Origin of the sequence: Streptomyces ruber, from assembly GCF_014648075.1 — a bacterium.
Classification (GTDB): Bacteria; Actinomycetota; Actinomycetes; order Streptomycetales; family Streptomycetaceae; genus Streptomyces; species Streptomyces ruber.
The window spans coordinates 220,929-247,119 of the sequence record NZ_BMQK01000001.1 but is presented as its reverse complement, the minus strand read 5'-3'; the positions used below and the strand labels follow the sequence as shown (position 1 = coordinate 247,119).

At 71.6% G+C, this 26,191-nt stretch carries 21 protein-coding genes and 1 pseudogene; 13 read left to right on the top strand and 9 right to left on the bottom strand.

The annotated features are described in order from the left end of the window. Window positions 1-4: 4 nt before the first annotated feature. Complete coding sequence (locus tag IEZ04_RS01185; RefSeq protein ID WP_189215342.1) at window positions 5-595, bottom strand: chemotaxis protein CheB; 591 nt, start codon at window positions 593-595, stop codon at window positions 5-7. A gap of 373 nt (window positions 596-968) precedes the next feature. After that, window positions 969-2,192: pseudogene (locus tag IEZ04_RS01180) on the bottom strand (MFS transporter); the annotation flags it as partial. A gap of 96 nt (window positions 2,193-2,288) precedes the next feature. Here IEZ04_RS01180 and IEZ04_RS01175 point away from each other — a divergent pair. Together IEZ04_RS01175 and IEZ04_RS01170 are read left to right on the top strand one after the other, a co-directional pair. Beyond that, complete coding sequence (locus IEZ04_RS01175; protein ID WP_189214706.1) at window positions 2,289-3,299, top strand: ArsR/SmtB family transcription factor; 1,011 nt, start codon at window positions 2,289-2,291, stop codon at window positions 3,297-3,299. After that, the gene (locus IEZ04_RS01170; protein ID WP_189214705.1) at window positions 3,296-3,814 is read left to right on the top strand and encodes a glutathione peroxidase; all 519 of its coding nucleotides are present in this window, start codon (window positions 3,296-3,298) and stop codon (window positions 3,812-3,814) included. The genes IEZ04_RS01175 and IEZ04_RS01170 overlap by 4 nt, the downstream gene beginning before the upstream one ends. 88 nt (window positions 3,815-3,902) lie before the next feature. On the opposite strand, the gene IEZ04_RS01165 is transcribed toward IEZ04_RS01170, so the two are convergent. Continuing rightward, the gene (locus IEZ04_RS01165) at window positions 3,903-5,801 is read right to left on the bottom strand and encodes a DUF8823 domain-containing protein (RefSeq protein WP_189214704.1); all 1,899 of its coding nucleotides are present in this window, start codon (window positions 5,799-5,801) and stop codon (window positions 3,903-3,905) included. A 275-nt stretch (window positions 5,802-6,076) separates the two neighbouring features. Next, window positions 6,077-8,524 (bottom strand): D-alanyl-D-alanine carboxypeptidase, encoded by a 2,448-nt coding sequence (locus IEZ04_RS01160; protein WP_229820775.1) that lies wholly within the window; start codon window positions 8,522-8,524, stop codon window positions 6,077-6,079. A 240-nt stretch (window positions 8,525-8,764) separates the two neighbouring features. Here IEZ04_RS01160 and IEZ04_RS01155 point away from each other — a divergent pair, with 240 nt between their 5' ends. From IEZ04_RS01155 to IEZ04_RS01140, 4 genes are all read left to right on the top strand, one after another. Continuing rightward, complete coding sequence (locus tag IEZ04_RS01155; protein ID WP_189214702.1) at window positions 8,765-9,520, top strand: GOLPH3/VPS74 family protein; 756 nt, start codon at window positions 8,765-8,767, stop codon at window positions 9,518-9,520. A 474-nt stretch (window positions 9,521-9,994) separates the two neighbouring features. Next, window positions 9,995-10,855, top strand: coding sequence for a helix-turn-helix domain-containing protein (locus IEZ04_RS01150; RefSeq protein WP_189214701.1), 861 nt, complete (start codon window positions 9,995-9,997; stop codon window positions 10,853-10,855). A 285-nt stretch (window positions 10,856-11,140) separates the two neighbouring features. Continuing rightward, the gene (locus tag IEZ04_RS01145; RefSeq protein ID WP_189214700.1) at window positions 11,141-11,335 is read left to right on the top strand and encodes a DUF397 domain-containing protein; all 195 of its coding nucleotides are present in this window, start codon (window positions 11,141-11,143) and stop codon (window positions 11,333-11,335) included. A 467-nt stretch (window positions 11,336-11,802) separates the two neighbouring features. Beyond that, entirely contained in the window at window positions 11,803-13,359 is a 1,557-nt protein-coding gene (locus IEZ04_RS01140) for a sodium:solute symporter family protein (protein WP_189214699.1), read from the top strand. A gap of 135 nt (window positions 13,360-13,494) precedes the next feature. Here the strand turns inward: IEZ04_RS01140 and IEZ04_RS01135 are convergent, their stop codons facing one another. Further along, window positions 13,495-14,610, bottom strand: a complete 1,116-nt coding sequence (locus tag IEZ04_RS01135; RefSeq protein ID WP_189215341.1) for an ADP-ribosylglycohydrolase family protein — start codon at window positions 14,608-14,610, stop codon at window positions 13,495-13,497. Window positions 14,611-14,760: 150 nt separating this feature from the next. Between IEZ04_RS01135 and IEZ04_RS01130 the strand changes: the two genes are divergently transcribed. Next, the gene (locus tag IEZ04_RS01130) at window positions 14,761-15,327 is read left to right on the top strand and encodes a DUF2165 domain-containing protein (RefSeq protein ID WP_189214698.1); all 567 of its coding nucleotides are present in this window, start codon (window positions 14,761-14,763) and stop codon (window positions 15,325-15,327) included. Window positions 15,328-15,373: 46 nt separating this feature from the next. Here the strand turns inward: IEZ04_RS01130 and IEZ04_RS01125 are convergent, their stop codons facing one another. Further along, window positions 15,374-17,959, bottom strand: a complete 2,586-nt coding sequence (locus IEZ04_RS01125; RefSeq protein WP_189214697.1) for a bifunctional FO biosynthesis protein CofGH — start codon at window positions 17,957-17,959, stop codon at window positions 15,374-15,376. 251 nt (window positions 17,960-18,210) lie between these two features. Between IEZ04_RS01125 and IEZ04_RS01120 the strand changes: the two genes are divergently transcribed. From IEZ04_RS01120 to IEZ04_RS01110, 3 genes are all read left to right on the top strand, one after another. Further along, window positions 18,211-19,758 carry a CehA/McbA family metallohydrolase gene (locus IEZ04_RS01120; protein ID WP_189214696.1) on the top strand — a complete coding sequence of 516 codons (1,548 nt, stop codon included), beginning with the start codon at window positions 18,211-18,213 and terminating at the stop codon, window positions 19,756-19,758. Between the two features lie 323 nt (window positions 19,759-20,081). Beyond that, window positions 20,082-20,489, top strand: a complete 408-nt coding sequence (locus IEZ04_RS01115; protein WP_229820774.1) for a hypothetical protein — start codon at window positions 20,082-20,084, stop codon at window positions 20,487-20,489. A 52-nt stretch (window positions 20,490-20,541) separates the two neighbouring features. After that, window positions 20,542-21,342 (top strand): hypothetical protein, encoded by an 801-nt coding sequence (locus IEZ04_RS01110; protein WP_189214694.1) that lies wholly within the window; start codon window positions 20,542-20,544, stop codon window positions 21,340-21,342. 31 nt (window positions 21,343-21,373) lie between these two features. Here IEZ04_RS01110 and IEZ04_RS01105 read toward each other — a convergent pair whose 3' ends face one another. Next, entirely contained in the window at window positions 21,374-22,291 is a 918-nt protein-coding gene (locus IEZ04_RS01105; RefSeq protein WP_229820773.1) for a helix-turn-helix domain-containing protein, read from the bottom strand. Window positions 22,292-22,629: 338 nt separating this feature from the next. Continuing rightward, entirely contained in the window at window positions 22,630-23,064 is a 435-nt protein-coding gene (locus IEZ04_RS01100; RefSeq protein ID WP_189214692.1) for an ATP-binding protein, read from the bottom strand. Window positions 23,065-23,295: 231 nt separating this feature from the next. Between IEZ04_RS01100 and IEZ04_RS01095 the strand changes: the two genes are divergently transcribed. Genes IEZ04_RS01095 through IEZ04_RS01085 form a run of 3 tightly spaced genes read left to right on the top strand, consistent with a single transcriptional unit; the run spans window position 23,296 to window position 25,269 of the window. Next, the gene (locus IEZ04_RS01095; protein WP_189214691.1) at window positions 23,296-24,147 is read left to right on the top strand and encodes a helix-turn-helix domain-containing protein; all 852 of its coding nucleotides are present in this window, start codon (window positions 23,296-23,298) and stop codon (window positions 24,145-24,147) included. An 11-nt stretch (window positions 24,148-24,158) separates the two neighbouring features. Then, window positions 24,159-24,404 (top strand): DUF397 domain-containing protein, encoded by a 246-nt coding sequence (locus IEZ04_RS01090; RefSeq protein ID WP_189214690.1) that lies wholly within the window; start codon window positions 24,159-24,161, stop codon window positions 24,402-24,404. Window positions 24,405-24,459: 55 nt separating this feature from the next. Then, window positions 24,460-25,269, top strand: coding sequence for an SAM-dependent methyltransferase (locus tag IEZ04_RS01085; RefSeq protein WP_189214689.1), 810 nt, complete (start codon window positions 24,460-24,462; stop codon window positions 25,267-25,269). A gap of 188 nt (window positions 25,270-25,457) precedes the next feature. On the opposite strand, the gene IEZ04_RS01080 is transcribed toward IEZ04_RS01085, so the two are convergent. Beyond that, on the bottom strand, window positions 25,458-26,126 hold the full coding sequence (locus IEZ04_RS01080) for an Rv1733c family protein (protein ID WP_189214688.1): 669 nt from the start codon (window positions 26,124-26,126) through the stop codon (window positions 25,458-25,460). Window positions 26,127-26,191: the final 65 nt, after the last annotated feature.

The window sequence follows — 26,191 nt, the reverse complement described above, 5'->3', positions numbered from 1 at the left end:
GCGCTCATCGTCGCCCCTCCGTCCCGACCAGCCCGCGGACCACCGGGGCTATCTCGTCGAGGGGCAGCACGTAGTCCACCGCTCCCGTACCCACGGCCGCGGACGGCATGCCGGAGAATTCGGCGCTCTCCGGGGTCTGTGCGATCACGGTGCCGCCCCGGGATCTCACGGCGTCCACGCCCATGGCCCCGTCCCTGCCGGTGCCGGTCAGGATGCAGACGATGGCCTGCGGCCCGTAGGCGCCGGCGACCGACTCGAAGAGCAGGTCGGCGGAGGGCCGCAGGAAGTGGACGAGTTCGGTGCTGGTGAGCGTCAGTACGCCGCCGGGGCCGACCAGCAGATGGCGGTCGGGGGGCGCGATGTAGACGGTGCCGGGGCGCGCGGTCTCGTCCGTCTCCGCGAGTTTGACCTTCAGGCGGGTACGGCGCGACAGGACCTCGGCGATGACCGTCCGGTGCCGTGGATCGAGGTGCTGCACCACCAGCACCGGCACCCGCAGGTCGCCACCCAGACCGCCCAGGAACCTGCCCAGCGCGCCGATCCCTCCGGCGGAGGAGGCCACGGCCACTATGGCGTAGCGGTCCGGCGGCGGCATGGGCTCCTGTCCCGTCACACGGCGAGCGTAGCCGAGGGGGCGCGGCGGGGAACCGGTGAGATGTACGGATTCGGGCGCCTCGTGCGGGGGTTGCGCCGGGAGATCACCCGACGCCGCGCTGTCGTACGGCGTCGTCCGTGCCCGCCGTCGGCCCTGTGCCCGTCCCCGGCTCCGTGCCCGTCCCTGTCCCCGTGCCCGCCGCCGGCCCTGTGCCCGTCCCCGGCTCCGTGCCCGTCCCTGTCCCCGTGCCCGCCGCCGGCCCTGTGCCCGTCCCCGGCTCCGTGCCCGTCCCTGCCCCTGTGCCCGTCCCTGCCCCTGTGCCCGTCGCCGGCCCTGTGCTCGTCCTTGTGCCCGTGCCCGCCGCCGTGCCCGTCGCCGTCGCCGCACGCCGGCGGTGTCTCCGGCCGGCCGTCCACAGGGTCAGCGTCACCGTCGCCGAGGCGCCCGCCATCACCGTGATCGCCGTCGGCGCCGAGGTGAGGTCCGCGAGGCCGCCCGCCAGCGCGGCGCTCAGCCCCTGCAGCGTGAGCATGCCCGCGGAGTGCAGGCCCAGGGCGTGCCCGGTGAGGTGGGACGGGGTGAGGGCGAGCAGGCGCTGCTGCTGGAGCAGGCTCGCGCCGAAGCCGATGGAGGCGAGGGCCGCGCAGCCGGCCGCCACGAGCGCCGGCGGCCGCAGGGCGAAGAGCAGGTAGGGGCCGGCCAGGAGCAGCAACAGGGGTGTGACCAGGGCGCCTCGCAGCCGCGCCGGGACGGACCGGCCCGCGCTCAGATCGCCGGCGAGCATCCCGAGCGCCGCCGCGGCGAAGAGCAGACCCGCGTGGGTGGGGGCGTACGGGACGAAGAGGGACTCGCAGCCGACGACCAGGCCGTTGGGCACCCACAGTCCCAGGTAGGTGAGGCGGCGCGGGGCGTACGACAGGAGGCGGGCGTTCGTGCGCCAGGTCTCGCCGACGGAGGCGCGGCCGGAGGAACGGGGCGGACGCGCGCTCAGACCGAGCCGGGTGGTCAGGGCGGCCACCGCGTACAGGGCGGCCGACACGAGCAGGGTGGTGCGCGGGGACACGAGCGCCACGAGGACGCCGCCCGCCGCGTACCCCGTGATCTGCATGAGTCCGCTCACGATGTTGAGGGTCGAACGGCCCACCAGGTAGGCGCCCTCCGGCAGGATCTCGGCGAGCAGACCCCAGCGGACCCCGCCCGTGACGGACGAGACCAGGCCCAGGGCGAGGATCAGCGGGAGGACCGCCCAGGTCGGCAGGGCGGGGAGGGCCGTCACCGCCATGACCGCCGCGAAGGCGAGGGCGGTGGCCGTGAGGGTCGCACGCGGGCGCACGCGGTCGGCCGCCGAGAGCAGGGTGGTCGCGCCCAGCACCTGGGCCAGTGACGGGCCGAACATGCTCAGCGCCGACAGCAGCGGGGAGTTCGTCGCCTCGTACACGAGGGTGCCGAGGGCGAGGCCACCGACGGTCGAGGCGGCGACCTGGAGGGAGGAGGCGAGGAAGAAGGGGGTGAACTCGCGGGTGCGGAAGAGGGATCGGTAGCTGGGGCGGGGCGGATCGGGGGTGTGGGACGTCTCCGGTATCTCCGTGGATTCCATGGGCGAGAGCGTGGGGCGGGGGCGCGGATCGCCGTTAGTGTTTCGCGGCGGTGCGAAAGCTGGGGAGCGCGAGGTGGAGAGCGGAGGGGGCGGGGCGTGGGCTGGTGGCAGGTGAACGCCGACACGCTGGCCGGGAGCCGGTTCGTGATCTCGCCGATGGCCGAGGTGTTCGCCTCGCTGAAACTGCTGCACGCGGGCGTGGGGAGGTGGCCCGGCGAGGGAGCGTGGCTGGCCCGGCACCTGCCCGGGTACCGGGCGCGGCTCGCCGCCGACCCGGTCACCGCGCTGCTCGTGCGGGCCGGGCTCGGGCGCGAGTGGATCGCCGACTTCCTCACGCCGGCGCCGGTGCCGGGCGCGTCCTTCGAGGCGGAGCTGGCCCGGGTGCGCGACGCCGACCCCGCCGAGGCCCGCCGGCACCTCTCCGTCTCGCTGGCGGGGCCCTTGCCGGAGCCGCTGCGCCGGGACGACCTGCCGCGGCTCGCCGCCCGGCTGCTGGAGTACGTGTGGCAGGACGCCGTACGCCCGTACTGGGAGCGGCGCCGGCGGATCCTCGAAGCCGATGTGGTAGCCCGTACGGCACGGATGGGCGAGGGCGGGTGGGCCGCGGCGCTGGACACGCTGCGGCCGGGGATGCGGTGGCTTGGCGGGGACCGGTTGCAGGTCAACCTGCACGAGTATCCGCCGCGGGAGATCTCCGGGGCCCAGCTGCTGTTCGTCCCGGTGACGCCGAAGGCGGGGTGGGTGGCGTGGGAGGACGGGGAGCGGTACGCGGTGGTGTACCCGTGCGAGGGCGTGGCCGCGGCGGCCGGTGCCGTGTCCGACGGGCTCGGCGCGCTGCTCGGGCGGGGGCGGGCCCGGGTGCTCGTGCTGCTGGACTCCCCGCTGAGCACGACCCAGCTGGTGGCGCTGACCGGGCAGGGACTCGGGTCCGTCGGGCGGCACCTGCGGGTGCTGCTGGACGCGGGCCTGGTGCGCAGACGCCGGGCGGGACGGTCCGTGCTGTACTACCGGGCTCCCGCGGGGGACGTACTGGTCGCGGCTTCGGACGCCCCTGCGGCCGGGCGGACGCCCCCGCGGACGTCCGGCGGCGTTAGCATCCGCCCATGACTACCGACCAGGCCGGTCCCTCCCGGTCCTCCTCCGTCCTCGACGTCGAGATCGGCGCGCTGCGCGGCGGGTCCGCCGACCTCGCCCAGTACCGCGGCAAGGCCGTGCTCGTCGTGAACGTCGCCTCCCGGTGCGGGCTCACCCCGCAGTACGCGGGCCTGGAGCGGCTGCACGAGCAGTACGCCGAACGGGGCTTCACCGTGCTCGGCGTGCCGTGCAACCAGTTCCTCGGGCAGGAGCCGGGGACCTCGGAGGAGATCGCGGAGTTCTGCTCGGCGACGTACGGCGTGACCTTCCCGATGACCGAGAAGGTGGAGGTGAACGGGGCGGACAGGCACCCCCTGTACACGCGGCTCGTGCAGCACGCCGACGCCGGGGGCCACACCGGGGACATCCGCTGGAACTTCGAGAAGTTCCTCATCGGGCGGGACGGTTCCGTCGTGGCCCGCTTCTCGCCGCAGACGGAGCCGGACGCGGCGGAGGTCGTGACGGCGGTGGAGAAGGCGGTCGCGTAGGCGGCCGTCGCGGCCGGCGTGCGTCGCGGCCGGCGTGCGTCGCGGCCGGCGTGCGTCGCGGCCGACGACCGTCGCCACCGGTGGTGCCTCAGCGCAGTTCCTCCGGGCACGGTGTGCCTCGCGACACCGAGTAGGGGGCCGCCAGGCGGTACGTGCCCGGGGCCGGGGCCAGGAGTTCCGTCCACTTGTCGCCGAAGGCGTCCTCCTCGGCCTCCATGAGGCAGCCGTGCACGTTGTCGTACGTCTTCGGGAGGCTCTCGTCCTCCCGGTTCTTCGACTTCTCGGTCTCCTGCGGGGCCTCGTACTTCTCGCCCTCCTCGTCGACCAGGCTCAGCCACGGGGAGTACGGGATGCGGATGAGGATGCGGCCCGCCTCCTTCACGTCCAGGGTCATCTCGCCCTGCGCGGCCAGCTCGACCACCGCGTCCGGTTCCGCCAGCGGCGTCGGGTCCTGCACCTCGTACAGCTGCCAGTTGGCGTCGCCCCAGATCTGCTTCAGGTAGGGCATGCCCCGCTCGACGAGCTCCCGTTCGCGCTCGGCGCCGCCGTCGGGGTCGTCCTCCTTCGGGAGGACCACGTAGTGGACGGACCACCTCTTCAGCCACTCGTGATAGTTCGCCGAGTTCAGGGTGTCGTCGTAGAAGAGCGGGTTGCGTTCCATGTCCGCCTGCCGGTTCCAGCCGCGGGCCAGGTTCACGTACGGCGCCAGCGCCGACGCCTCGCGGTGTGAGCGGGCCGGGACGACCTCGACGCGGCCCCGCTCCGCGCCCACCACCTGCAACTGGTTCACCAGCGGCGCCAGCTCGCGCGCCCACGCCGCCGCCGGGGTGGTGTGCACGACGTCGTCCACCGTCTTGTAGCCGATCCACCCGTTGAAGCCGACGAAGGCGAGCAGGATCGCGTACCACTTGAGGGTCCGCGGGACGGCGAAGGGGAGCGCCGCCAGCAGCGCCACGCCCGCGAACAGCATCGACAGCCGCGTGATGTTGGAGCCGATCTGCGAGCTGATCAGCCAGACGAGCAGTACGGAGAGGGCGTACACCGCCGCCGTGATCCGTACCGTGATCCATCTCCTGGGCACCAGGACGGCGACGAGGACCGCGAACACGACCGGGAGCACCGCCGAGCCGAACGACATCGGCTGCGTGCCCGAGAACGGGAACAGCCAGGCGGACAGCCCCACCACGGCCGCCGGGGCGAGCCCCAGCGACCAGGCGCCGGGCAGCCGCTTCTGCAGGAACAGCGCCACCGCCACCAGGCCCACGAACAGGCCCGCCACCGGCGACGACATCGTCGCCAGCGCGGCCAGCGGCGCCGCGCACAGGCCCTTCGCCCAGCGCTTGTAGCGCCAGCGGTACGGCCAGCAGAACACCACCGCGGTCGCGCCGAGAGCGAAGACCATGCCGAGCCCGAAGGTGACCCGGCCCGACGCCGCGTTGCACAGCAGGCCGAAGACACCCGCCAGCGCCGGCCAGATCGGTCTGCGAACCGCTCTGCTGCGCATCAGGATCATCGTCAGCAGGCCCGACGAGACCGTGCCGGCGATCATCATCGTCGTACGGACCCCGAGGACCGACATCAGGTACGGGGACACCACGCTGTACGAGACCGGGTGCATACCGCCGTACCAGGCGAGGTTGTACGCCGAGTCCGGGTGCCGGCCGACGAACTCCGCCCACGCGTCCTGCGCCGCCAGGTCACCGCCGCTGTTGGCGAAGGTGAAGAACCAGATGACGTGCAGCACGCCCGACAGGACGGTGACGAGGGTGACCGGGTGCCGGAGGATACGGGCCGGCCGGACGCCCCGCCGGGCCGGGCCGGTCGTTCCGGCCTTTCCGCCCTTTCCGCGCTTTCCGGTCTCTCTGGTCTCTCCGGTCGCAACAGTCGGCGGGGGTGGTGGGGGTGGTGGGGGCGGCGAAGATATTCGCGGGTCGGAGCCCTGTCGTGGCTGGGCGTCGTCGGTGTGTGTCGGCTCCGCTGTGGTCACCTGAACGCACTCCCCGTGTCCCTCTGTACATGTCGTACGCATGCCGTACGCGTCCGTACGTGTCTGTACGTGTCTGTACGTGTTCCTACGTGTCCGTGCCCCGTTTCCCGCCGCGCCCGCCGCCTGTCCCGCCGCTCGGCCCGGCCGATTGCGCGACGCTAACACGCACCCCGCCGGGGAGCCTCCGGTGGTGCTCCTCCGACGGGGTGCGATGCGGTGCACGCCGGTGCGGGCGCACGCCGGTGGTGTACCGGCGCGACGGGGCGCGGTGGACGTCAGCCCAGGCGGGTCAGCTTGTCCGTGAAGCCGGGTTCGACGAGGTCGGTACGGAGCGCCACCGGCACCTTGACCGCGCTGCTCGTGCCGTCGCCCACGGTGAGGGTGCCGACCTCGGTGCCGGCCTTCGCCGTGTGCGGCAGATCACCGGCCTCGAAGGTCAGCTTCACCGTCAGGCCCGCCCAGCCGACGGCATGCACGTCCTCCGTCGCGACGACCGGCGTACGGCCGCCCAGACCGTCGTCGACGTACCCGACGACATCGCCCTTCTTCACGACCGTCGCCGACTCCAGCGCGCCCTGAGCGGCCCGGATCAGCTTGTCGCCCTCGAAGAGGGCCGCGCCCAGGATGGTGTTGTCCGGGCCGCCGGCGGGCTGGCGCACCACCGCCCCGACGATCGTGCGCGGCTCCCCGTCGACCTCCTGCTTCGCGGCGAACACCAGGTTGCCGAGCGCCGAGGTCGTGGTGCCGGTCTTGATGCCGACGACGTTGTTGCTGCCGACCAGCTGGTTCCAGTTGGAGTGGTTGACGCCCTTGTAGTCGTCGTACGACATCATCGCGGCGACCTCCCGGAACACGGGCTGCTTCATCGCCTCCTTGGCCAGCTTCACCTGGTCCACGGCCGTGCTCACCGTGGTGTTGTTCAGGCCCGACGGGTCGGTGTACGTGGTGTTGGTCATGCCGAGGTCCTCGGCCGCCTTGTTCATCTTCTCCACGAACGCCTCCTCGGAGCCCGCGTCCCAGCGGGCCAGCAGCCGCGCCACGTTGTTCGCGGACGCGATGAGGATGGACTCCACGGCCTCCCGCTCGGAGATCGAGTCGCCCGCGGTCACGTTCACCGTCGACTCGTCACCGGCGTCCGACTCGTCCTCGGCCGTCTGGTCGATCTCGATCATCGGGCCGTCCTCGCCGCTCTTCACCGGGTGGTCGCGCAGGACGAGGTAGGCCGTCATGACCTTGGCGACACTGGCGATCGGCACGGGCTTCTGCTCACCCGAGGAGCCGAACGTGCCGATGCCCTGCACGTCCAGCGCCGCCTGCCCGGCGGACGGCCACGGGATGTCGGGCTTGCCGCCCTCGAAGGTGTACGTGTCCTCGGCGGCGAGGTCGAGCGTGGGCGCCGGCAACGGGCGCAGGGACTGTACGACCGCGAAGACGACCAGCAGCAGGACGACCAGCGGCGTCCAGATCTTGACCCGCCGGGCCAGCGTGCGCATGGGGGTGGGCGGAGGCGGCGGGGTGTTCGTCAGCTCGGCCAGCAGGTCCAGCGGCGGCTTGGGCGGCAGGGGCTGCTGCGTGGTCCGCTCCGGGCCGACCTGGGGGACGGCAGCGGTGGCCTCCGCGGGGGCGGCGGCCGCGGTGGCGGCGCCCGTGGCGGCTGTGCCCGTGGCGGCGGGCTTCCGGGGCGCCGGCTCGTCGAGCGACTTGAGGGCGACGAATTTGCTGGTGCGTTCGGCGTCGCGTTCGGGGGTGTCCGGTTCGGCCGGGTCCGGCTTGGACGTGTCCCGCTTGGCCAGGTCCGGCTCGGACTTGCCCTGCTTGGACGTGTCCGGCTCGGACTTGGCCTGCTTGGACGTGTCCGGCTTGGCGGCGTCCGGCTTCGGCCCGCCCTCGTCGTCGGCGTCAGCGGCGGTGTCCGTGTCGGCCGCCGCGGGCTTCCCGGCCGGCGGCTTGTCGCCCAGCTTGAGCATGGTGGTGGGCTGGTCGACCTTGGGCGCGGGCACGGCCTTGAAGATGGCCGTGGGCTGGTCGACCGGGGGCTCGGGGGCCTCGTCGGACGCCTTGTCAGACGCCTTGCGGGAGCCGGTGTCGGCGTCGCCGGCGCTCTCGGAATCGCCCTTGGGCCCGGTGTCGCTCCCGGCCCCGGCCCCGGTGTCGCTCCCGGTCCCGGCCCCGGTGTCGCTCCCGGCGTCGTCCTGCGGCTGCGCCTTCGCCCCGGCGCCGGTCCTGCCCTCGCCGTCGTCCCCGGCGCCCTCGGCCCCGTCCTCGGGCTTCGTCCCGGCCTTCGGCTCGTCATCGGCCGTACCGTCGTCATCCGCACCGTCGGTGCCGCCGGACCCGGCACTGTCTGACCCGGCACTGTCTGACCCGGCACCGTCTGACCCGGCACCGTCGGCCCCGGCGTCCACATCCGCCGAGTCCTCGCCCTCCTTCACGGAGTCCCCGGACTCCGCGGCCCCCTCGGACGTCTTCGCATCCGCGGACGCCCCCGGGACCTCCGCGTCGGCGCTCTCGTCCTTGCGCTCCGCTTCCGCCTCCGCCAGGTCCCGTCGGGTGAACACGGCCGTCGCCTGGTCGGTGCCCCGGACGGCAGCCTCCCGGCCCATCGTCAGACGGGGGTCGCCCGACGCGGAGACCGCCGCGCCCGTCCCCGGGGTTCCGGACCCCGGCGTCGACCCCGTCGACGACTCGTACCGCTTCGACCTGTCGGGGGACTCGCCCGCCACCGATGCCTCCTCTTCGCCGTCCCGCTCCCGGGACGCACGTCCTGCCAACCCTGAACCGCCCGCCGGAACAGCCCACCGTGCCGCTGTCCGAACCATGTACCAGTGTCCTGTGTGCGGGCTTGACCCAAGCGGTAGACGAGAACGACATACCTACCGGTTCCACTACGAACCGGTCACGCACCCTCGACAGACCAATGTGAGAGGGGTCACCCTGTCATTCATCCACGCGGGGAGGCATGGATGGGCAGGAGCCGCAGAACACTTCCGGAGGAGCTTCTGCTGCTGGCACTGGACCCGGCCACGGGTACCACTGCGCAGCCGCAGTCGCTCGACCTCGGTCTGGCCGGAGCACAGCTAGTGGAGCTGGCGCTGGCCGGACGGATAGCCCCAGACGGGGATCGTATCGCCGTGGTGGTGCCACGGCCGACTGGAGATCCGACTTTGGATACCGCACTGGAGTTGCTGCGCAGGCGCGGCGCTCCCGTGCGGGCCGTCCACTGGATCGGCGGGCCGCGTCTCGGGCTCCGCCAGACCTACCTCTCGCACCTGGAACGGTGCGGCATGGTGCATGCCGTGGCCGGCCAGATGTGCGGGGTGCTGCCGACGACGCGCTATCAGGCGACGGACACGGCCATCAGCCGGGAGATCAGGGCCCGGCTGGACGCGGCCATCCGTACCGGCGTGCCGCCGGACCCACGGACCGCCGCGCTCGCCGCCCTGGCCCACGCGGTCGGGCTCGGCAAGCACCTGTACCCCGGGAACGAGGGACGGTCGTCCCGCTCCCGGCTCAGGGATCTGATCCGGCACGATCCCATGGGCGGACTCGTGGCGCACGCCGTGATGGACGTCCAGAACGGCGTCGGCGCGCAGCCACGCCGCAGCCCGGCGCCCTCGGGCCGCCAGGCGTCCGGTGGAGCCAGGGGCGCGACGGAACCCGCCAGGGGCGTTCCGATGCAGCCGCGCCACGGCTCCATGGCGCGCGTCGTGGCGCACTGACCCCCGGGTCACCGCACGACAGCACGCACAGCACACACAGCAGCAGGCACAACAGCAGGCACAGCAGCACGCACGAGCACCCCGGTACGGCACAGCACGACGAACAGCACGGCGCCGCGGCGGCAACCGCGCTGCGGTACCGCGAAGCACCGCCTACGCCGCACCGCCGTTCGCAGTCCCCCGGAACCGGTTCGGGAGCCGCCGGCCCGCGCGGGGCAGGAGACCGTGGGTCCATGACGGGACCACGGCCGCCTCGCCCCGCGCGGCCGCATCCGCGGCCGCGTCCGCGCTGCGTCTTCGGCCGTATCGGCCGGAAGTCGCCCCATCCGGTGACCGTCGGCCGTAACCTTGGCCCGAACTGGCGTGTGCTAGGCGCATATCCGCTGTTTCCCAGCGGTAGTAAGCACCTTGGTGGCAGTCTGCTCATTGGCAGATACGTAAAGTTGTCAGGCCCGCAGCCGGAGGTGCAGGTTCGTGCCGTCCAATGTCAATCCCACCGTCCGTCGGCGCCGGCTGGGCCAGGAGCTGCGCCGGCTCCGCGAACAGAAGGGCATGACGGCCGAGGAGGTCGCGGACCGCCTGCTGGTGTCCCAGTCGAAGATCAGCCGGCTGGAGAACGGCCGCCGCAGCATCAGCCAGCGCGACGTCCGCGACCTGTGCGGGGTGTACGAGGTCGAGGATCTCCGCGTCGTGGATTCGCTGATGCAGATGGCGAAGGACTCGCGCCAGCAGGGCTGGTGGCACGCGTTCGGCGACGTGCCGTACAGCGTCTACATCGGTCTGGAGACGGACGCGGCCAGCCTGCGCGTCTACGATCCGCAGGTCGTGCCCGGCCTGTTGCAGACCGAGGCGTACGCGGCCGCCCTCATCGACGGCGCGCTGGTGGAGGCGCCCACCGCCGACGTCGAGAAGCGCGTCAAGGTCCGCATGCGCCGACAGGAACGTATCTCTTCACCGGACTACCCGCTGCGCCTGTGGACCGTGCTCGACGAAGCGGCGCTGCGCCGGGTCATCGGCGGCAGGGACGTCATGCGGGAGCAGCTCCAGCACCTCATCAAGCAGTCGGAACTGCCGCACGTGACGGTGCAGGTGCTCCCCTTCAGCATGGGCGCGCACCCCGGCGTGAGCGGCCAGTACGCGATTCTGGAGTTCCCCGACACCGCCGATTCGAGCGTGGTGTACATCGAGGGCGTCACCAGCGACCTGTACCTGGAGAAGGCGCAGGACGTGCAGAAGTACAGCGTCATGTACGAGCACCTGCGGGCCCAGGCCCTGGGGGCCGAGCAGAGCCGGGAGTTCATCTCCAAGGTGGTGGAGGAGGACTACACCCCCTGAGGGGCAGCCGCGTCGCGGCCAGAGGGTCATCACCGGCCCCGTGGCTTCCACGAGCTCCGTGAGCCCCTGGCAAACGCCGCAAATTACACCTTGGGGAGATCCGTTGGAAGACTGCACTGGAATATGCCACCCGGTCGAGTGAATAGTCCCTCCGGAAACCGATGTTGGCGAGTAGCGTCGATCACGCCACAGAGTGACATCGATTGGCGCAAAAGCGCATGACAGGTTCCGCTTGGAACCTTCGGCGCGGACTCAGCAACTCAGCAACTGGCTACCGGAGCAACCATGGCAATCAAGCAGGGCGCCACCAACGTGTGGATCAAGTCCTCGTACTCCCAGGGCAACGGCGCTTGCGTAGAGGTCTCGTCCCCCGTCTCGTCCCAACTGGCGGTCCGGGACTCGAAGTTGTCCGACGGCGGCCCGATCCTGGCCTTTCCCGCCGACGCGTGGAACTTGTTCGTGTCGTCGGTCAAAGGCTGAGTGCCGATACCTCCCGGTCTCGGCACCCGCACCACCACAACCGCATACGCACCACAGACAGAACCCTCTCGACTGGATCGCCGTCCCGGCCGAGGGGGTTCTCCCCTTTTTTCGGGGCTCGGTTCGCCTCCGGGGCGCCTCAGCCTGTGTCGAGAGATCGACCGTGCTCAGCCCCTCCTCCGCCGGGGCCTCCGCGCGCTCGGTCTCTCGACACAGGCGCACCCCTTCGGCTCACTCGCCCTTGTGTCCACGTACATGTTCTGATCCACACCGCTGAGCGAGGCGAGGCGCCGACTCGTTCATCACCATGAACGTAAGTCAGCTCTCCGAACTTTTTTACTCGCTCTTGACCTTACCAACCGTTGTCGCACGTGCACCAGCGATCCCACGATGAGCGGGCACTTCGCGGAACCTTGGCATGCCCTGACCAAAACGGTCGGGGAGGGCGGAACCCGGGAGGAAGCACCATGAACGGTCTCGACTGGACCGTGCTCATCGCCTACTTCGGTGTGATGGTCGCGATCGGCCTCTGGTCGCACAAACGCGTGGACAACGTCAGCGACTTCTTCACCGCCGGCGGCAAGATGCCATGGTGGCTCTCCGGCATCTCGCACCACATGTCGGGCTACAGCGCGGTGATGTTCACCGGCTTCGCCGGGATCGCCTACCAGTACGGGGTGACCTCCTTCGTCACCTGGTCCTTCCCGATCGCCGTCGGTATCGCCATCGGCGCCCGGCTGTTCGCGCCCCGGCTCAACCGGCTGCGCTCCCGGCTCGGGGTGGCGTCGCCGCTGGAGTACCTCAAGGACCGGTACAACCTGGGCACCCAGCAGGCGCTCGCCTGGTCCGGGGTGCTGTTGAAGATCGTGGACGTGGGCGCCAAGTGGGCGGCGATCGCCACCCTGCTGTCCATCTACACCGGAATCACCATCACCCAGGGCATCTTCATCACGGGCATCATCACCGGCATCTACTGCACGGTGGGCGGCTTGTGGGCGGACGCGCTGACGGAGATGGGACAGTTCATCATCCAGCTCTTCGCGGGCGTCGCGATGCTGGTGGCGGTGATGGTGGAGCTGAACGGCTTCTCCACGCTGTGGACCGTCTGGGACGAGCTGCCCTCCGGGCACGCGGAGCCGACGGCGGGGCCGTACACCGTGACCTACCTGGTGGCGATCACCTTCATCAAGACCTTCGAGTACAGCGGCGGCATGTGGAACCAGGCCCAGCGCTACATGGCCACGTCGTCCGCACGCGAGGCGACGCGTTCGGCTCTGCTGTCGGCCGCGCTGTGGCTGGTGTGGCCGCTGGTGCTGTTCTTCCCGATGTGGTGCGCGCCGCTGCTCGTCGAGGCGAAGAACCCGGACGCCTCGGACAGCTACGCGCTGATGACGGAGCAACTGCTGCCGCACGGTCTGCTCGGGCTCGTGATCGTCGGCTTCTTCTCGCACACCATGGCCATGTGCTCCTCCGACGCCAACGCGATCTCCGCGGTGTTCACCCGGGACATCGCGCCGGCGCTCGCCAAGCAGGCGCGCACCTGGTCGGAGAAGGCGGGTCTGCTGGCGGCCCGCTGGTCGACCGTGACCTTCCTGCTGCTGTCCATGATGATCGCGACGCAGGTGAACTCGCCGACGTTCGAGGACATCATCACCGTGGTCGTGAAGTGGGTGGCCGGACTGATGGGGCCGATCGCCATCCCGTTCATGCTCGGCATGCTGCCGGCGTTCCGCCGCTCCGGCCCGACGGCCGCGCTGACCAGCTGGGCCGCCGGTCTGTTCGCCTTCTGGCTGATGAACTACCCGGTCAGCTGGAACATCGAGGGCGGCACCCCGCTCCAGTACCAGGTCTCCGTCCCGCTGGCGGTCTCGCTGATCCTGTACGTGGTGATCGGCCTCGTGAAGCCGGAGGACACGCCGGAGCGCGACGCGCTCATCGGGCGCATCAACGGGGACGGGGACGGCGCGGCGACCGCGGCCGCGGTGCCGTCCCGGGTCCGGGCCAAGGATCAGGTGCGGGACTGAGTGCTCCCCCGGACCTCCGGTGCTTCCGGTCCGTCCGGTCCGTCCGGTCCGTCCGGTCCGTCCGGTCCGTCCGGGCACGGGTGGCACGGGGGCACGGGGAACGGCTGCGCCGGCTCGCGCGCGGGAGCGCGACGGCTACGCGCGCGGGTAGCGGGCCAGCCAGGCCGGGGACGAGTCGGCCGGGCCGTGGAGTGCGGGCCCCTGGGTCATCTCCATGGCGAAGTCGTCCGCCAGGACCAGCATCGTGGGACGGCCCTCCAGTTCGGCCAGCCAGGCCGGCGGGAGGGCCGTCTCGCCGTGCAGGGCGCCCAGCAGGCCGCCGGTGAGGGCGCCCGCGGTGCCCGACGGGCCGCCGTGGTTCACGGCGAGGCACAGCCCGTGCCGTACGTCCTCGCCGACCAGCGCGCAGTACACGGCCACCGCGAGCGCCCCCTCCGCCCTGCCGTCCCCGGCGAGCTCCTCGATCCGGTCCGGCGTCGGCAGGCCCTGCCGTACGGCCCCCAGGGCGTCCTGGAGAGCCTCGGTGACCGGCTCGTGGCCGGGGCGCGCGGCGAGGAGCGCCAGCGCCTGCTGTACGGCCGCGTCGATGCTCCCGCCGCGCGCCAGCGCGTGCACGACGGCGGCGTACGCCCCGGCGGTGAGGTAGGCCGCGGGGTGCCCATGGGTCTGCGCGGCGCACTCCACGGCTAGCTGCACCACGAGTTGCGGGTCCCAGCCCACCAGGAGCCCGAAGGGGGCGGAGCGGGCGGCCGCCTCCGGGCCCGGCTCACCCGGGTTCTTGGGGGCGTCCAGCGTGCCCATGACGGTGTCGCCGAAGCCGAGCAGACAGGCGCGGGCGGGGTCGCGCCGGGCGTACAGCCACTCCTCGCGCGCCAGCCAGCCGTCCTCCGCGCGGCGCTCGTCGGGCCCCCAGTCGTGCTGGGTCGCCGCCCATCTGAGGTACGCGCGGTGCAGGTCCGTCGGCGGGTGCCAGGCGCCGGTGTCGCGGCGCACCTGGGCGCGGATCAGTCCGTCGACCGTGAAGAGCGTGAGCTGCGTGACGCCGGTGACGGTGCCACGCCGGCCGTACGCGGGCGCCAGGTCGGTGAGTCCGCCGGGGCCGTGCGCCGCGCGGATCTCCTCCAGGGTGAGCGTGTCGAGCGGTGCGCCCAGCGCGTCCCCGACGGCGGTGCCCAGCAGGGTCCCGCGCACCCGGCTGCGGAAGTCCTGCTGCTCCATCCGGCCCCAGATGGCACCACCGGTCGCCGCCACACCCATCGCCCCCGCCTCCCCTCACATAACGCCCAGCACTGTAACGAACACAAGCGGTCCGTTCAGGGCATGTACTGATCGCTCACCGATCGCTCACCGATCGCGACGGCGCATCTGTTGCCAACGGCCCGACGAGGACATAGTGAAACCATGACCACGAAGCGGACCGCCCGCCCCACGGCCCCCCTTCTCCTCGCCGCCACCCTCCTCACCGCCACGGTCGCCCTCTACATGGCGCTCGTCGCGTTCGGCAACATCACCGACTTCGGCACCAACCAGCAGTTCGTCCGGCACGTCCTCGCGATGGACACGACGTTCAAGGACGAGGACCTGATGTGGCGGGCCGTCGAGTCGCCCGTCCTCCAGGACACGGCGTACGTACTGATCATCATCTGGGAGACCCTGTCCGCCCTGGTCCTCATCACGGCGACGGTCCTGTGGGTGACGGCCCTGCGGCACGGCTCCGCGGCCCGGGCGCGCCACTGGAGCGTCCTCGGCCTGCTGATGGTGATGCTGCTGTTCGGCGCCGGCTTCATGGCCATAGGCGGCGAGTGGTTCGCCATGTGGCAGTCGGCGGACTGGAACGGGCTGGACGCCGCCCTCCGCGTCTTCGTGCTCAGCGGGATCGTCCTGCTGGTGGTGAACCTGCCGGGCACGGGCACGGGCACGGGGGCGGGGGCGGGGGCGGGTGCGAGGGCGACGGCGCCCGAGGCGTGAGTACGCCCGCTCGTACGCCGTCGCGCCCGCACCGCTCGCTACCTCGCTACTCCAGCACCGGCAGCAGCTCCGGCAGGTGCCCGTCCGAGGCGGCGGCGGCGCGCTGCCGCTCCTCCGGCACCTCCCCGTACAGCGTCGTGCGCGGCTTCGCCGGGCGCCCCGCCGCCTCCGCGACCGCGATCAGGTCCCTGATCGACTTGTACGAGCCGTACGACGAACCCGCCATCCGCGAGATCGTCTCCTCCATCAGCGTGCCGCCCAGGTCGTTGGCGCCCGAACGGAGCATCTCGGCCGCGCCCTCCGTGCCCAGCTTCACCCAGCTGGTCTGGATGTTGGGAATGTGCGGGTGGAGGAGGAGCCGGGCCATCGCCGTCACCGCGCGGTTGTCGCGCGTCGTCGGACCGGGCCGGGAGATGCCGGCCAGGTAGACGGGGGCGTTGGTGTGGATGAAGGGCAGCGTCACGAACTCCGTGAAGCCGCCGGTCCGCTGCTGGACGGAGGCGAGCGTGCGCAGGTGGCCGAGCCAGTGGCGGGGCTGGTCCACGTGCCCGTACATCATCGTCGACGAGGACCGGATGCCCAGCTCGTGCGCGGTGGTGACGACCTCGATCCAGGTGGCCGTGGGCAGCTTGCCCTTGGTGAGCACCCACCGCACCTCGTCGTCGAGGATCTCGGCGGCCGTGCCGGGGATGGAGTCGAGACCCGCCTCCTTCGCCGCCGTCAGCCACTCGCGGATCGACATCCCGGTGCGGGTGGCGCCGTTGACGACCTCCATCGGCGAGAAGGCGTGCACGTGCATGCCGGGCACGCGCTCCTTCACCGCCCGCGCGATGTCGAAGTAGGCGGTCCCGGGCAGATCGGGATGGATGCCGCCCTGCATGCAGACCTCGACCGCGCCCACGTCCCACGCCTGCTGGGCGCGGTCGGCGACCTGTTCCAGGGAGAGCGTGTAGGCGTCGGCGTCGGTGCGGCGCTGGGCGAAGGCGCAGAAACGGCAGCCGGTGTAGCAGACGTTGGTGAAGTTGATGTTCCGGGTGACGATGTACGTGACGTCGTCGCCGACCACGGACTTCCGCACGTCGTCGGCGATCCGGCAGACCGCGTCCAGTGCCGGGCCGTCCGCGTGCAGCAGCGCGAGCGCCTGTTCGTCGGTGAGCCGCGTCGGGTCGTCGGCGGCCACGGCGAGCGCCTCGCGCACGTCGGTGTCGATGCGCTCCGGCGCCATGCCGGGCGCGGCGGCCTCGCGCAGCGCCTCCCAGTCGCCGTACACCACGTCGAAGTCGTCGCGCCGGTCGGAGGTACGGCCCTCGGTGTCGATGGTGGTGTGCAGGTCGGTGCGGCCGGACGGCCGGAACACCTCGTCGGGCTCCTGCCAGGGCCGGCCCACGACCTCGGCGTCCGGGAGGGCGAGGCCGGTCTCCGGGTCGGCCAGCGCCCGGACGTGCGGCAGCAGCCGCGGGTCGAGCCAGGGCTCCCCGCGCGTGACGAACTCCGGGTAGACGCAGAGCCGCTCCCGCAGCTCGAAGCCCGCGGCGGCGGACCGCTCGGCGAGCTGTTCGATCTGCGGCCAGGGCCGCTCGGGGTTGACGTGGTCGATGGTGAGCGGAGAGACCCCGCCCCAGTCGTCGATCCCGGCCGCGATCAGCCGCTCGTACTCGCCGTCGACGAGGTTCGGCGGAGCCTGGAGGCAGGCGCTCGGCCCCATGATGAGCCGGGCCACGGCGACGGTGGCGACCAGCTCGTCCAGCTCCGCGTCCGGCATGCCGCGCATCGCGGTGTCCGGCTTGGCGCGGAAGTTCTGGATGATCAGCTCCTGGATGCCGTGGTAGGCGCGCGAGACGCGGCGCAGCGCGAACAGGCCCTCCGCGCGCTCCTCGTACGTCTCCCCGATCCCGATGAGCAGCCCGGAGGTGAAGGGGACGGAGGACCGTCCGGCGTCCTCCAGGACGCGCAGCCGTACGGCGGGCTCCTTGTCCGGGGAGCCGTAGTGCGGGCCGCCGGGCTTGGACCACAGCCGGGTCGCGGTCGTCTCCAGCATCATGCCCATGGAGGGCGCGACGGGCTTCAGCCGCTGGAAGTCGGTCCAGCTCATCACCCCGGGGTTGAGGTGGGGCAGCAGCCCGGTCTCCTCCAGGATGCGGATGGAGATGGCCCGTACGTAGGCGATGGTGTCGTCGTAACCGTGCGCGTCGAGCCATTCGCGCGCCTCGGGCCAGCGGTCTTCGGGCTTGTCGCCGAGGGTGATCAGCGCTTCCTTGCAGCCGAGCGCGGCGCCCTTGCGGGCGATGTCGAGCACCTCGTCGGGCGACATGAACATTCCATGACCCTCCCGGCGGAGCTTGCCGGGGACGGTCACGAAGGTGCAGTAGTGGCACTTGTCGCGGCACAGCCGCGTCAGCGGGATGAAGACGGACTTGGAGTAGGTGATGACGCCGGGACGGCCCGCCGCCTCGAGACCCGCGTCACGCACGCGGGCGGCCGAGGCGACGAGCGCGTCGAGGTCCTCGGCACGGGCCTGGAGGAGCACCGCCGCCTCGGTGACGTCGAGGGCGACACCGTCACGGGCACGTTTGAGCGCGCGACGCATGGAGTTCTCGGTGGGACCGGTTCCGGGGGTCGCGGAAGTCGTCATCCTTCGAGCATACGATCGCTGTGATCAGGGCAAACAGGGCGGTCCGGCCGTTCCGGCCCGTCGGCTCGGCGCACCCGGCGGTGCTGTGTCCCGGCCCGCAAGCTGCCGCACCCCGGCCGCTCCCCTTCCCTTGCCCGGGAGTTCACGGCTCAATACCAGAGTCGTACCGCTCCACCCGCTCCATCCGCTCCACCCGCTCCACCCGCTCCACCCGCACCACACCGTGACATCCGACGCGTTGGGAGCAGCACATGTGCGAGGACGACGGCCGGAATCCCGCCACGGGCACCGGTACCGCCACCGGCATCGGCAGACGCGCCCTCTTCGTGACGGGAGCGGCCGGCGCGCTTACGTTGGGAGGCGTGAGCTTCGCCAGCGGCGCGGAACGGCCGGCCGAGGGCTCGACGGACCGCAGGACGATCCGGGGCACGCTGCCGACCGGGTCGCCGGACTACGTCTACCTGCCCGTGGAAGTACCGCACGGCGTCCGCGAACTGCACGTCGCGTACACCTACGACCGCCCGTCCGTCCCCACCGGCACCGCGGGCAACGCCCTCGACATCGGCATCTTCGACGAACGCGGCACCGACCTCGGCGGCAAGGGCTTCCGCGGCTGGTCGGGCGGGGCGCGCACGGAGTTCTTCCTGCGCGCGGACGAGGCGACCCCGGGCTACGTCCCCGGCCCGGTGCGCCCCGGCACGTGGCACATCGCGCTGGGCCCGTACACGGTGGCGCCGCAGGGCCTGGCGTACGAGGTGACGATCACACTGACGTACGGGAAGCAGGGCGGGACGGTCCGCCCGAAGTACCCGCCGGAGCGCGCGAGAGGCCGGGGCCGGGCCTGGTACCGGGGCGACTGCCACCTCCACTCCTGGTACTCGGACGGCCGCCGCACCCCCGCCGAGATCGCGGCCCTGGCCCGCGCCGCCGGACTGGACTTCATCAACTCCTCCGAGCACAACACCCACGCCGCCCACGCCCACTGGGCCGAGCACGCGGGCGACGACCTCCTGATCCTCCTCGGCGAGGAGGTGACGACCCGCAACGGCCACGTGGTGGCCCTCGGCACGGACCCGGGCACGTTCGTCGACTGGCGCTACCGGGCCCGCGACAACCGCTTCGGCAGGTACGCCCGGCGCATCCGCGCGGCCGGCGGCCTGGTCGTCCCCGCCCACCCGCACTCCACCTGCATCGGCTGCAACTGGAAGTTCGGCTTCGGCGACGCCGACGTGGTGGAGGTGTGGAACGGCCCGTACACGACGGACGACGAGATCTCCCTTGCGGACTGGGACAGCATGCTGGTCGCCTCGCTCCGCGACGGCCGCACCTGGATCCCGGCGATGGGCAGCAGCGACGCCCACCGCGACCCGGACGCGGTGGGTACGCCCCAGACCGTCGTCCACGCCGAGGACCTGAGCAGGCAGGCGATCCTCCAGGGCCTGCGGGCGGGCCGCTCGTACGTGGCGGAGTCCTCGTCGGTGACGCTGGAGCTGACGGCGACCGGCGGCCGGGGCCGGCACGCGGGCATCGGCGAGCGACTGCACGTGGACGGCGACGACCCGGTGACGGTACGTCTGACGGTCTCGGGCACACCCCGCTGCACGGTCCGCTTCGTGACGGACCAGGGCGTGCTGCACACGAGCGCGCCGCTGCCGGACTCCGGGGAGGGGACGGTGGAGTGGCGTACGGCGGCTCAGTACGCGGCGTACGTGCGGGCGGAGGTGCGGCACGAGGCGGCGGCGGGGGCCCTGCCGGGGGCGTTGGCGGCCTTCACCAACCCGGTCTTCCTGGGGCGCTGAGCAGCACGAGCGCACCGGGTGGCGGCGTCCGGTGGAGCGACCGCCGCCATCACGGAGTACGGCGTACCGCGTGCCGCGCCTGCCGATCCCCTCCCGGGCCTCACGGCACAAGAGTCTTGCTGCCACACGACGCCGATATGACCGTTCATCACCGCACATGTCATTATGTGTAAGCACCACGCAAGTGAGGTGGCGGTGCCTTCCCGCCGTCACCCGCCGGACACACCGGACTGTGAACCGCCCGCACCGACAGCGCGCCCGGCCGGTGCGCCTCTACCCCACGGAGTATTTGCATGCGGATACGCAGTCTCGCAGTGTCGGCCATGGCCATCGCACTCGTCACCACCGGCTTCTCGAGCACGCCGGCGACGGCCGCGCCCAGCGCCGGCGCCTTCATCTCCAACGGGGACCGCGTCCACGTCTCCAGCACGCCGCCCAGGACGGCCTCGGCCCATGCCTGGTGGATAAAGGTCAGCGGTCCGGGCACCAAGGCCAAGGTGACCATCTGGTTGCAGACCAAGACGAAGAACGGCAAGTGGCGCTCGGTGGCGAAGGGATCGAAGACCGTCAAGCCGGGCGGCGGAAGTTCCCGCAGGGCCAACGCACGCAAGACATGTGCGAACGCACAGAAGACCCAGTGGCGCACTATGATCGACGTGGACATCATCGGCGTGAACGACACACCGGAGAAGGCGTACACCGCGGCCGTCACGGTGAAGTGCGGTCTCTGATCCGTCAGCACCCGAGACCTCAACACCCTCTCCTGAGCGAGGTGGCTTCGCCATGAAGGACGCCGGCCGGGGTGCCGCGGACGACCCCACTCTGGTCCTGGGAGTGCACGGCATCCTCGACCAACACCCTTGGGTCGATCGTGTCCGCACCGAGGACGACTTGGACGAGGACGTCTTCAGCCTCGTCACGAAGCGGGCCAGCGCCTATGGCTTCAGTTCCACGCTCCTCGGCAAGGCGGCGGCCCACCTGGAACTCTGGGAGCACAACGACGCCGACGGCGACTGGGCCCAGGACGGTCGGGTGCGCCAGTTGGCGTGGCTCCAGGCCACCCTTCCGGGCAGGCCGCGCGGGCGAAGGCTGCCCCTGCTGCCCGCGGTCACCGTACTCACTGACGCCCTGCACCGGGTCGGCACCGTCCGTTTCACCGGTCTGCACGCCGTCGTACCGCTGCGGGGCGTCGCGGACGTGCGTGCCGAACTCGCCACCGTGGCGGACTGGTACGCCCTCGCCGACCCGGACGGCTCGGCCGTGCTCACGGTGACCGTCTCGGCTCGGCCCTCGGCCGGGCTGGCGGGACGGGACGCCGAGGTACGTGAGGCGGCCCTGGCCCGGACGTACGAGCGCATGACCGTAGAGGCGGCTTCCCTCCCCGGCCCGCCGCCCGGCCTCGCCTCACCACTGGCGGGCGAGATGCAGACCACCGGCATGCGACAGGCACTGGCCTTCCGCTGCGGTGTGCGGGAGTGGTCGCCGGACGTCGCCGCCTGGACGACGGAGATCTTCGCCGACGCCCTTCGCGCCACCGGCACGGCCGAGCCGGTTCTCGTCACCGTCTCCCAGCAGGGCCAGTAGGGCGACTCGCGAAGACCGGCGCACGCCGCGCTCAGGGCGCCGGGGTGACGGCGAAGACCTGGTTGTCCGTGTCGCGGCACGGCTCCATGACCACCTCGGCGCCTTCCGACGGGTCCGAGCCCGCGATGGCCAAGCACCCCTGACCGTCCACGCGGATCGAGACCCGGTCGCCCTCCTCCGACGCGACGGGCTCGATACGGAACCGGCTGCTCTGCCGCTCGCAGTCGTTCCTCGGCTCCAGCAGTCCCGCGGCCGACCCCTCGGTCAGCACGATCAGGCAGCCCGTGCCCTGGTCGGGCCGGTACCACTGGATGCGGTAGGCGTTCCCGCCGAGCGGCACCAGCCTCGTCTCCTGCGGAGCGACGTCCCCGCACGGCCGCTGCACGGCCACGTAGGACCCGTACCGGCTGCTCATGCCGTCCGTCACACAGAGACCGTCCGCCGAGACGGGACGGATCTGCACCGGTCCTCCCGACAGGTCGGGCAAGGCGGTGTCATCCCCTCCCGAGGGAATCCAGGCCCGTACCGCAGCTCCCACCACGGCCACGACAGCCACCGTCACCAGCAGGTAGACGGTGCGGGCGCGCAGCGGCGGACGCGTCCGGGCAGGCGGGCGGCTGTCCTCCGGCTCTTCCGTGTCGGTGGGCCCGGCTTCGCGCTCCGTCGACCGCTCCCGCGCGAGCCTCTCCCGCGTCTCGAGCCACTCCGGCACCCGCTCGCCCTCCCCGCACGCCCGCAGGAAGGCTGCCAGCAGTTCGGGCCGGGGCAGCGTCCTGCCCCTCAGCACGTCGGCCAGGGTGCTGCGCGGCAGCACCTCTCCCCGCTCGGCGGCCCGCTCCTCCAACTGCCGGTACGTCAGCCCCGAGCGCTTCTTGAGCTGTCGCAGCGCTTCGACGAACTCACCCGCATCACCGGCCCGAGCGGGGCCCAACTCCCCCGTGTTTCCCATGCGGATCATCGTCGGCGCACGCGCACACGTTCACAATTCCCTTTCCCGCCACGCTTCCCGGGGCCTGGGCCGTATCCCGGACAGACTCCGGGCGCCATGTTGACCAGCCCGGACAACTCGACGCCTGTCCGGGACAGCGATCACTCTTGCCGGGGGCGCGCCGATGCCAGCACCCTTGTAACCGCCGACGCCGCACAGGCCCCAGACACCACACGGGTCGCAAATGACCGGCGGTCGGCCACGGTCCAGTGGCTCGTCACGGTACGGGGGTCGGCTCATCAAGGGGGCGATGAGCCGGAGCCGTGACGGGCCACTTCCCCTTTCTTCCTCATGCAGGCTCACGACGTCGCCCCGCACTCCGTCCACAGCAACTTCCCGCCCATGCTCGCGCCCAGCTCCCGCAGCACGGACACCCCGAGGGCATCGGCACACGCCCGCACGAGGTGCAGTCCGCGACCGTGTTCGTCGCCCTCCGGAGGGGCCACGCTGGGAGCACTCTCCCGGAAGGCGGACGGCACCCTCGGATCGGTGTCCCAGACGGCGACCACGAGCCGGTCAGCAGCGGTGAAGCGGATGCGCAGGGCGTAGGGGCCGGTGGTGTGGAGGTGGGCGTTGGTGAGAAGTTCGGAGGCGAGGAGCTCGGCGGTGGGGGTGAACTGGGTGAGCTCGTGGGCGGCGAGGACGCTGCGGAGGGTGGCGCGGGCGACTCCAGGGGCTCTTGGATCGCGGGGAAGGTGGAGGGTGTAGTTCCAGGACGGCGGTACGGTGGCCATGGAAGTCTCCGGTCACAGTGAGCAGTTGGACGGGTGTTCTACGTAGTCGCGGGTGGGCATGGGTCTACCCAGTGGCCGTCGCCGCTCCGTCGAGCGGGGCACTTCTGGGCGGGGCGCCCGGGGTACACAGTAGGGCTGCCCGCAAAGTAACTTTGCAGAAATCCGAAGGATCCCTGCGTAATACCTCTTGTGAGTGACGACCGACAAGGGCCTTCGCTGGGGAGGAGTTGCATGGCTGACCGACCGGCACCGACGGCTCGCCGCTTGCGCGTCGCCACCGAACTGCGGAAACTCCGTGAGCGCGCAGGGATGACGTCAACAGAAGCGGCTCGTCAACTCAGCACCAGCAGCGGGCAGCTAAGCAACGTCGAGACGGCGAGATTCGGAGTGAGCGAAGACCGAATCCGCGCCATGGCCCACGTATATGACTGCTCGAACCACGATTTCGTCGGCGCCCTTGTCAGCCTGGCCGGCGACCGCACGCGAGGTTGGTGGGAGCAGTATCGCGAGGTCCTTCCCGCGAGACTGCTCGACCTCGCCGAACTGGAGCATCACGCCACGGCACTTCGCACTGCGTTCACCTCGCACGTACCGGGCCTTCTACAGACCAACGATCACGCCCGCGAACTCTTTCGTCACGTGATTCCCACGCCGACACCACCCGAGGTCGAGCATCGCGTCTCGTACCGGATCAAGCGGCAGGACGTCCTGTACCGGGCGGATGCGATCCCGTATCGCACCGTCATCCACGAGGCGGCCCTGCGCATGAAGATCGGCGGCTCAGACGTAGCCCGAGCCCAACTCGAACACATCTTGGTAATGAGCGAGCGGGATCACATCACGGTTCGAGTTCTTCCGTTCGACGCCGGAGCCTTCCCTGGTTCCGGACAGTCGATCAACTATGCGTATGGTCCCGTTCCACAACTCGACACGGTGCAACTGGACCAGTTCCACGGTCCCGTGTTTCTCGATGCCGAAGCTCACCTGGAGAAGTACCGGCGACTACTCGACATCGTCGAAAGCACCGCTCTCGACCCCGAGCAGTCACGGGATCTCATCCACTCCATCGCCCAGCATCTCTGAAAGGAGCGAACGTGTACACGGACAAGTGGCAAAAATCTTCCTACTGCCAGGAGGGCGAGGCCTGCCTGCACATAGCCGGAAGCCGGCAGAGGTCTTCCCACTGCGGCCAAGGCGAGTCATGTGTTCACATAGCCGCCACCATCAGCACGATTCATCTCACCGAAAGCGCCGATCCCACCCGAGCCATGCTCTCGGCCTCCCCCACCGCCTTCCATGCCCTGCTCCAGATGCTCGAACTGGGCAGCCCCACCCGATGACCGGCGCACCGTAAATCAGGGGACGCCGCCTCCCCCACCGCGCCACCATCACCCCATGGACCGCAACCGCATCAGCGCCTTGGCGCACGCCGACCACCCCATCGCCGCGCCGCTGAACGACGCCTCGGTGGCGCGCCTCCTCGACCGGGCGCTGCGGGAGGGCACAGGCTCCGGAAGAGTGCTGGACCTGGGGTGCGGGAGCGCCGAGTGGCTGGTCCGGGCCGTGGAGGGGCGGCCGGGGGTGCAGGCCGTGGGGGTCGATCTCGATGCCGGCACCGTCGCGCGGGCGCGGGAGGGCGTCGAGGCGAGGGGGCTCGGCGACCGGATCGCACTGGAGGCCGGGGACGCCGCCGCGTTCACCACCGAGGCCCCCTTCGAGCTCGTACTCTGCGTCGGCGCCACCCACGCCTTCGGCGGCCTGCTGCCCACCTTGAGGGCCGCACACGAGCACCTCGCGCCCGGTGGAAGCGTCCTGGTCGGCGACGGTTTCTGGGAGCGCGAGCCGGACCCGGGCACCCTCGGCGCCGGGTTCGCCGCAGACGAGTACGCCGACCTCGCCACCACCGTCGACCGCGTCGCGACCGCCGGGTGGACCCCCACGTACGGGCACGTCAGCACCCTCGACGAGTGGGACGAGTACGAGTGGTCCTGGACCGGCTCCCTGTCCCGCTGGGCCCTGGACCACCCGGGCGACCCGGACAGCGGCGCGGCCCTCGATGCCGCCGCCGGGCACCGTACCGCCTGGCTGCGCGGCTACCGCCGTACCCTCGGGTTCGTGACGCTCGTGCTGCGGCGGACACCGGAGCACAGCCTTCCGCGTCAGCCCGTGCCGCTGCACCCTGCGTCGAACTCCACATTCCGGTAACAGGCGCCCGAGGCGCCACCACAGCCCTGGTCCCGCCCCCGGTCGGCCGATGACCGCCGTCGCCTCCGCCTCCACCCCACCAGGCGCTCACCCGGAACCCGCGCATGCTGGAGCGCAACGGGCTGGTCGAGCGGACCGTGCACCCCACCGCGCCGCCGCGGGCCGCGATCGGCGCCCCCGAAGGGACGTCACGGCGACGTACTCCACCGGGGCGCGACCTCGGCCCACCGGGCGTCCCACTCCGCGAGGTTGCGCCGGCGCAGCAGCCGGGCGGCGGCGCCGTACAGCGCCGTACCGGTGAGGGCCACGGCCAGGAACGCGGAGATCGCCCATCCCATGGTGCGGCCGCGGACCTGTTCGGTGGTCAGGGGAGCTTCGGTGAGGGATCCGTCCGCGGCGACCCAGACGTCGACGGTGCTGCCCCCGGGGAGCCCGGGCAGTACGTCGGTCTCCGCGGTGCGGGTCTCTCCGCCGGACGCGGGGGCGGGGGCGGAGGCCGGAGCGGTGTAGCGGACCGGGACCGGGTAGCGGGTTTTCCTCGCCTCGGCGGAACCGGGTTCCGGGTGGCGCGGGGCGTCGTGGACGAGGACCGCGGGGGTGAGGTGCCGGGTCCGTGCCTGGTGCTCGGCGGTCGCGCGGTAGTGCCGGTGGGCGGCGTCGCCGACGGTGAACGTGGCGACGAGGCCCAGTGCCGGTACGAGCAGGAGGAGCCCGAGAGCGATCCCGCACTGGAGGCGGTCGGTGCGCCTGCGGAGCGGGTTGTGCCGTCGGCGCCACAGGGTCAGGGGGTGCAGGGGGCCGTGCTGGTGGTGGTGGGGGGCCGGGGGTGGCTGAGCGGGGGGTATCGGGCCGGACACGGTGGTTCTCTCCTTCCGGGCGGCGGGCAAGGGGCCGCCACGGCCGGTGGCGCGGCACCGGCCGG